The sequence below is a fragment of the Photobacterium sp. SKA34 genome, from assembly GCF_000153325.1.
In the GTDB taxonomy this organism is placed as follows: Bacteria; Pseudomonadota; Gammaproteobacteria; order Enterobacterales; family Vibrionaceae; genus Photobacterium.
Map to the genome: position 1 here is coordinate 1 of NZ_CH724141.1, position 7,686 is coordinate 7,686.

Below are 7,686 nucleotides of genomic sequence, written 5' to 3' on the forward strand. Positions count from 1 at the left end.
AAGACCGCAATAAACTGACTCAATATGGTCGCGCACTAAAAGAATTAAACATTGAGCTAATTTGTGCCAATACTCCACAAGCTAAAGGGCGCGTAGAACGCGCTAATTTAACGCTTCAAGACCGTCTAGTTAAAGAGATGAGGCTAGCAGGGATTAATGGGATAGAAGAAGCAAACGAGTGGTTATCAGGTTTTATAGATAACTATAACAGGCGCTTTGCTAAACCAGCTAAACGTCAATTGAATGTGCACAGACCTATCTACGAAACCCCGAAAGAGTTATACGATATTTTCTCCTGGCAAACTTCGCGAAAAGTAACTAAATCACTAACGCTACAGTATGACAAAGTCATGTATTTACTTGAAAAAAATTCAGAAAATGAAAACCTTGTGGGTAGAAATATCATGATACATGATTACCCTGACGGTCAAATAGATATTAAGCATTTAGGTCAATCATTAGGTTACAGTATTTTTGATAAATTGGAGCGAATAAATCAGGGAGAGATAGTTGAAAATAAGCGTTTAGACGCTGTTTTGAGATTAGCGATGGTAGAGCAAGAACGATTGGAATCAGAAGGTTTAAGAGAGCGTAGTCGTTCAGATACACCAAGACGACAAGAACAACGTAGACAGTCGCGAATAAATCCCGTGATGTATGACCAAGCGAAATAACAAATTTCTGTCACTTAGAAAAAGTGACATTTCTAACTTGGAGAACCGTGTGACATTTCTAAATGGTTGCAACAAGGGATTTACACCTTTTGTCAGCCCTACTTTAAAATGTCACATTCCTCCAACTTAGAAATGTCACATTAGGTGTATGATTCTTCCTATGGAAGAATCAGCCTACGGTGCTGGAATGTTACTCACGATGAGCACAAAAGAGCTTCAGAAACTCGAAACAATACAAAACGTTTGTGATAAGCGTATTAGACAAATTGATGCTTCTAAAATCCTGAACTTAAGCCGTAGGCATATTCAAAGATTGGTTAATCAATACCGACAGTTCGGGGCTAATGGTTTAATTTCAAAAAAGCGAACTAAGCCAAGTAATCGTCAATTCAATGCATCATTGAAAAAACAAGTTATTGATTTAATTCAGACTCATTACTTCGATTTTGGTCCTACGCTAGCCGCAGAAAAATTAGCTGAAATTCATGATATTAGACTCTCTACTGAAACCATCAGAAAATGGATGGTTTCGGTAAAACTTTGGAAACCAAAGGTTAAGAAAAGACGTAAGATTTATCAACCGAGAGCGAGAAGAGATTGTATAGGCGAACTTATTCAGCTTGATGGTTCCCCCCACGACTGGTTCGAAGGCCGAGCCGATAAATGTACATTGCTTGTTTTTATTGATGACGCAACAAGCGCCATCATGCATTTATATTTTTGTGATTCTGAGTCGACGTTTTCATATATGGCTGCGACTAAGCAGTATATACAACAGCATGGTAAGCCTGTCGCGCTCTACACGGATAAACACGGTGTTTTCCGTGTTAACCATGCTAGCAACGAAGACCGCAATAAACTGACTCAATATGGTCGCGCACTAAAAGAATTAAACATTGAGCTAATTTGTGCCAATACTCCACAAGCTAAAGGGCGCGTAGAACGCGCTAATTTAACGCTTCAAGACCGTCTAGTTAAAGAGATGAGGCTAGCAGGGATTAATGGGATAGAAGAAGCAAACGAGTGGTTATCAGGTTTTATAGATAACTATAACAGGCGCTTTGCTAAACCAGCTAAACGTCAATTGAATGTGCACAGACCTATCTACGAAACCCCGAAAGAGTTATACGATATTTTCTCCTGGCAAACTTCGCGAAAAGTAACTAAATCACTAACGCTACAGTATGACAAAGTCATGTATTTACTTGAAAAAAATTCAGAAAATGAAAACCTTGTGGGTAGAAATATCATGATACATGATTACCCTGACGGTCAAATAGATATTAAGCATTTAGGTCAATCATTAGGTTACAGTATTTTTGATAAATTGGAGCGAATAAATCAGGGAGAGATAGTTGAAAATAAGCGTTTAGACGCTGTTTTGAGATTAGCGATGGTAGAGCAAGAACGATTGGAATCAGAAGGTTTAAGAGAGCGTAGTCGTTCAGATACACCAAGACGACAAGAACAACGTAGACAGTCGCGAATAAATCCCGTGATGTATGACCAAGCGAAATAACAAATTTCTGTCACTTAGAAAAAGTGACATTTCTAACTTGGAGAACCGTGTGACATTTCTAAATGGTTGCAACAAGGGATTTACACCTTTGGTGCGCATTATGTACCTTATGTTAAATACGATATATAGATTATTATCTGTCAACTAATCCCAACTATGGTGTCACAAGTAGTGCTCTACTCTGCTGATTTATTGATAGTTTTTAATTTGTTACAGGGTCATTTAACAGTATTGCGTATTTACCATAAAATAGGTAATTACCATCAATAATTCTTGTTCTGCGAACGCTATGCATTCTTGAACAAGGATTATTTGGAATTACCGAAAAGCAAAACAGCCTCAAACTCTGTTAGAACTTGAGGCAATGTAAATGTTAGTGATAATTGAATAATCTTTAGTTATACGTTTCAATTTTTAATCAACTAAGCGTCGTATTTGCCATAGACGTTTACGCCAATATGGATGGTTGATATTCGATATAGCAACACCACGTGAGCTTGTCGCATTCAAAAAACGTCCGTGATCTAAGTAGATTCCAACATGATGATGCCAGCCACTGGTTTTAAAGAAGACTAGATCGCCAAAATGAAGGTTTTCTTTTCTAACTTTATAGCCCAATTTTACTTGCTGTAATGTAGTTCTGGGTAAATGTACATGATAGACCTCATCAAACACTCGACGAACAAATGCTGAGCAATCAATACCATGATGTGTGTTACCGCCATATAGATAAGGTGTATGTGCCCAATGTGAATAGGCATGCCAGATCTTGGATCGCCATTTTTGAGGAAGTTTAAAATTCCTTACATCAGACCAAAATGATTTGTGATGTAAGTAATGCCCTTTCAGGGTGTAGTAATCGACAGGGATTTTGTGCTTTTTTTGACTAGCATGATGGCTTGAGTGTGAATAATGCGATTTATGTACTACATGATGCTTTTCACTGTGCTTCGATGTTTCACTATGTTTATGTTCAATGTTGTGACTGTTATGGTGAGTCACAATATGATGATATGTATTCGAATGATGTTTTTTATTGAGTTGAATATAATTTTCAGAATGCGTGTGTACAGAAGCCGTGATCGGTAAAGCTATTAAGGAGAATAATAACGTCTTTTTTAATTTAGCTTTTAGTAAGTTTTTAAGGCGATATGAAGACATGTTGATGCCGCTATGTTTTTATCGTCTACTAATATAATCACTTATTATTGCAATTTAATAAGCAAGATATTGCTTCTTCCGATAGTTAGTATTATTAATTTTTATTCTATAGAGAATAGACAGTTCTAAAAACAGATATTAGATATTACTAACTTTTTATTTTTGAAAAATATGCTCTTAGTCATCACTATAAATAGTGATATATAATGCTTTAGCAATAATTCGTATTTATTTACGGCATAATGCTTCTATCTATAACAGCATAATTCACTATATGAATGATTCTATTTATAACTCAATATATTAATAATCGTTTTATTTTAAATTGTTACTAATAATATAAAAAAGTAAGAAAAAATTATTTAGTGTTCCCAATAATGTCAATTAATATAACTAATAAAGCTTGTTATTGCTTAGCGGGACTTCTAACGTGTTATCTTGTTTGCCATTTGGCATACCTATCATTTCATCGTAAGCACTTTGTTGCCTAAGCACCCAGCTTTTTACTTTTAATTTTCTACATAGTTTTTGTATTTCTAAAACAGAAATCGCACGTATATAATCACCTTTTTCATTCGTTATGTAATGTTCTTGACCATCTATAACTACTGATGCTTGATACAATGATAGGTCTATAGAGTGAACAACCAATTTATCGATGTAGAAGAACTTTTCTAGTTTACTTAGTGGCATTGTCATATGTATACCTCCTCTTCCTTTTAAACATTAAGCGAAACAAGTGATGCATATGTTTACGTGCCAAGTGAGAAAAAAGATTAATTACTTCGTAATGCTATAGGTTATTTTAATCATAGAAGAACCTTTAAATTGATAAAAAAAATAAATGTGGTGTGGCTTAAGCGCGATTTACGCCTCACCGATCATCAAGCGCTTTCAGTTGCTGCAAATAGCGCCTTTCCAGTGTTACTTATTTATATTATGGAGCCAATGTTACTCAGTGATCCTCATTATAGTGAGCGACATTGGCGATTTATCTGGCAATCTTTGGAAGATATGAATCATCAGCTTGCTTGTGTAAATAGCCAAGTCTTTATCTTTCACGGTAATGCTGTTGAATGTTTAGATCAATTAATGCACCACTGCCCTATTAATGCTTTGTTTTCACATCAAGAAATTGGATTAGGTTGTACCTTTGAGCGTGATCTAAATATTAAAGCATGGTGTGATAAGCAACAGATTCAATGGCACGAATTTCAGCAAGGTGCTGTTATAAGAGGCGCAAAAAACCGAACAAATTGGGATAAGCAATGGAATCGTGTTATGCGAGAGCCTGTTTTTTCTGTTAATTTAGATAAGGTTAACTGGGTTAGTACTTATCCTGAACAATTGGCCGATATGCTTTTTTCTCCGCCAGAATCATGGCGCGAGCGTGAACAAGGAATGCAAACGGGAGGAAGTACGTTAGCATTACAAACACTTGATGATTTCTTTAGCCGACGCGGCAAAGAGTATTACCGTTCCATTTCCAGCCCAACAGCATCACGTACTGCTTGTAGCCGACTTTCTCCCTATTTAGCTTGGGGTAACATTTCTTTACGGCAGGTTTACCAACAAGTTCTCGCCCACTGGAACGATAAAGGATTTCGTCGAAGTTTAATCGCTTTATCATCTAGGCTTCATTGGCATTGCCACTTTATTCAAAAGTTTGAATCAGAACCTGCTATTGAATATTTTTGTATGAATCGCACTTATGATCGCTTACTGGCTGAGAGTTGTTCGAAAGATGATCTGAAACTTAAAGCATGGAAAGAAGGTAATACTGGGATCCCTCTTATAGATGCTTGCATGAGATGTTTGTATCACACGGGTTATATCAATTTCAGAATGCGTTCAATGCTTGTTAGCTTTCTGACCCACCACTTAAATATTGATTGGCGTGACGGTGTTACTCACCTTGCCCAATTGTTTCTGGATTTCGAACCTGGTATTCATTACAGCCAATTGCAAATGCAAGCTGGCGTCACCGGCATTAACACTATTCGTATTTATAATCCGACTAAGCAGGCACAAGAACATGATCCTGATGGTGAGTTTATCCATAAATGGGTACCTGAATTAGGAAATATCCCTGTTCCTTTGTTATTTGAGCCTTGGAACCTTACTGAATTAGAAGTTGTGATGTACCAACTAGATAACAACAGCTGTTATCTCTATCCTATTATTGATCTCAAACGTAGCGCTAAAGAAGCAAGACAACGTTTATGGGGATGGCGAGGTCGTGATGATGTTAAATCAGAGACAAATGCCATTCTCAAGCGCCATGTTCGGATAAAAAAACCATCATGACTGCTTTTAGCTTTTTTTTTTCAAAGATTACAAATACAGTAAATAAATTATTCGCTATAGTTTGTAACAAGTTAGAAAGATAATAAATCTGTAGAAACACTGAAGCATGTGGCATTGAACCACAGAAACCCCAGGGGGAATTATAATGACATTTTCAAAACAACTAGAAAAAATGCGTACTCAAGATGGTTTCATTGCAGCACTTGACCAAAGTGGCGGTAGCACACCAAAAGCATTAAAATCTTATGGTATTAATGAATCAGACTACAGTAACGACGAACAAATGTATGATCTTGTTCATGCCATGCGTTCTCGTATTATTACAAGCCCTGTCTTCACTAGTGACCGTATTATCGGTGCTATTTTATTTGAAAATACGTTAGACCGTGAAATAGAAGGTAAACCAACTTCACAATATTTATGGGAAGAAAAAGGTGTTGTTCCCTTTCTAAAAGTTGATAAAGGCTTAGAAGATAAAGCTAATGGCGTGCAGTTAATGAAACCAATGCCTGAGCTACATCAACTCTTAGCTAAAGCAAAAGCTAAAGGTGTATTCGGCACTAAAATGCGCTCTGTGATTTGGGAAGCCAATGAACAAGGTATTAAAGATGTGGTTGCACAGCAAATTCTATTCGCTCAACAAATTATCAATGCTGGTTTAGTGCCTATTATTGAGCCTGAAGTGAGTATTGATAGCCCAGAAAAAGCACAAGCTGAAATTATATTAAATCGTGAGTTAATGTCTCAATTAGACAATTTACAACCTAACCATTACGTTATGCTAAAACTCACTCTTCCAGAACAGCCTAATTTATATGCAGATACTATCTCACACCCTAATGTGATTAGAGTGGTTGCTTTATCAGGTGGTTTCCCACTTATGAAAGCGTGTGAAAAGTTATCAGAAAACGACGGTATTATTGCGAGTTTTTCTCGTGTACTTACCGATGATTTATATGCAGATCAGCCTCAATCTGAGTTTGATGCTGCTTTGGCAGCAACAATCGAACCTATTTATCAAGCTTCCCGCACCTAAGTTTGTAAATAAATGACTTAGCAGCTCATGGCTAAGTTATGTTGGAATTAATTACTGCCACGGCGGTCAACATGTTTGATCGCCGTTTTTTTTGGATCAATATTAATCACTATCTATTTAGACTTTATGAATAAGTAGTTTCTGAGTTCCTTGCCTGTTAATTTTTATTCCGTTTTAATTCCAACCACTACAACTAAAAGATCAGCTTCATGTCTGTTTTTAGACTTTTTATGTCTTTAACTCTAAATACAGAAAAAAACATTTGCGATATAGTACTTCTAACTTAATAACGATTCGTATTTTAATGTATTTCGGTTTAATTTATTTTAATGTTTATTAAAACTTAATAGCATCTTCATCTATTTTAAATTTTATAAAAATATTTTTTTGGTACTATCAACACGAATTAAAAATAACTTACATACATTAATAAAAATCATTAGATATCATCAATAATAATCAGGGTTTGTTATGCCTAATAAAGAACTTTTTTCTAATCTTTTAAATCAAGCTGACATTAAAATTAATGGTGACCGTCCGTGGGATATTATCGTTAATGACGATAAACTTTTCGATAATATTTTATCTCAAGGAACTATTGCTTTTGGTGAAGGATATATGGATCACCTATGGGATTGTCAGAGAATTGATATTCTGGTAAGTAAGTTATTACGCGCAAATATTGAAGAAAAACTATCGGGTACGGATAAATTTAAAATTGCAGCAAAAATTGGCGTATCTAAATTAAAAAGCTTAATTAACAATCAATCTTTATCTCGCGTAAAAGAAGATGTGCCTTTCCATTATGATATTGGTAACGATTTATATACTAATATGCTAGATGACCGTATGGCTTATACTTGTGCATATTGGAAAGATGCAAATAATTTAAACGAAGCTCAAGAAAATAAAATGGAATTGATTTGTCGCAAACTGGATTTAAAACCAGGTATGCGCTTGTTAGACATTGGTTGTGGTTGGTCTAGTTT

Annotated in this window: 6 protein-coding genes and 1 pseudogene; 5 read left to right on the top strand and 2 right to left on the bottom strand. The window is 35.7% G+C overall.

Annotated elements, in window-relative coordinates; genetic code table 11:
• Together SKA34_RS23855 and SKA34_RS01340 are read left to right on the top strand one after the other, a co-directional pair.
• Positions 1-674 (top strand): annotated as a pseudogene (locus SKA34_RS23855) (ISNCY family transposase); the annotation flags it as partial.
• Between the two features lie 199 nt (positions 675-873).
• The gene (locus SKA34_RS01340; protein ID WP_083784328.1) at positions 874-2,193 is read left to right on the top strand and encodes an ISNCY family transposase; all 1,320 of its coding nucleotides are present in this window, start codon (positions 874-876) and stop codon (positions 2,191-2,193) included.
• Positions 2,194-2,607: 414 nt separating this feature from the next.
• Here SKA34_RS01340 and SKA34_RS01345 read toward each other — a convergent pair whose 3' ends face one another.
• The gene (locus SKA34_RS01345) at positions 2,608-3,354 is read right to left on the bottom strand and encodes a C40 family peptidase (RefSeq protein ID WP_006643685.1); all 747 of its coding nucleotides are present in this window, start codon (positions 3,352-3,354) and stop codon (positions 2,608-2,610) included.
• 393 nt (positions 3,355-3,747) lie between these two features.
• On the bottom strand, positions 3,748-4,053 hold the full coding sequence (locus SKA34_RS01350; RefSeq protein WP_006643686.1) for a DUF6482 family protein: 306 nt from the start codon (positions 4,051-4,053) through the stop codon (positions 3,748-3,750).
• Positions 4,054-4,185: 132 nt separating this feature from the next.
• Here SKA34_RS01350 and SKA34_RS01355 point away from each other — a divergent pair, with 132 nt between their 5' ends.
• The 3 genes from SKA34_RS01355 to SKA34_RS23400 all read left to right on the top strand — a co-directional run.
• A complete protein-coding gene (locus SKA34_RS01355; RefSeq protein ID WP_039859898.1) occupies positions 4,186-5,661 on the top strand; it encodes a deoxyribodipyrimidine photo-lyase in 1,476 nt (491 codons plus the stop codon).
• A gap of 145 nt (positions 5,662-5,806) precedes the next feature.
• The gene (locus SKA34_RS01360; protein ID WP_006643688.1) at positions 5,807-6,697 is read left to right on the top strand and encodes a fructose bisphosphate aldolase; all 891 of its coding nucleotides are present in this window, start codon (positions 5,807-5,809) and stop codon (positions 6,695-6,697) included.
• 471 nt (positions 6,698-7,168) lie between these two features.
• A partial coding sequence (locus SKA34_RS23400; protein ID WP_006643689.1) for a class I SAM-dependent methyltransferase occupies positions 7,169-7,686 on the top strand: 518 nt, incomplete at its 3' end.

Bases quoted from the DNA above. Each gene is read 5' to 3' on its own strand.
- SKA34_RS01340 (WP_083784328.1), top strand. From the start codon at position 874: ATGAGCACAAAAGAGCTTCAGAAACTCGAAACAATACAAAACGTTTGT.
- SKA34_RS01360 (WP_006643688.1), top strand. From the start codon at position 5,807: ATGACATTTTCAAAACAACTAGAAAAAATGCGTACTCAAGATGGTTTC.
- SKA34_RS01350 (WP_006643686.1), bottom strand. From the start codon at position 4,053: ATGACAATGCCACTAAGTAAACTAGAAAAGTTCTTCTACATCGATAAA.
- SKA34_RS01345 (WP_006643685.1), bottom strand. From the start codon at position 3,354: ATGTCTTCATATCGCCTTAAAAACTTACTAAAAGCTAAATTAAAAAAG.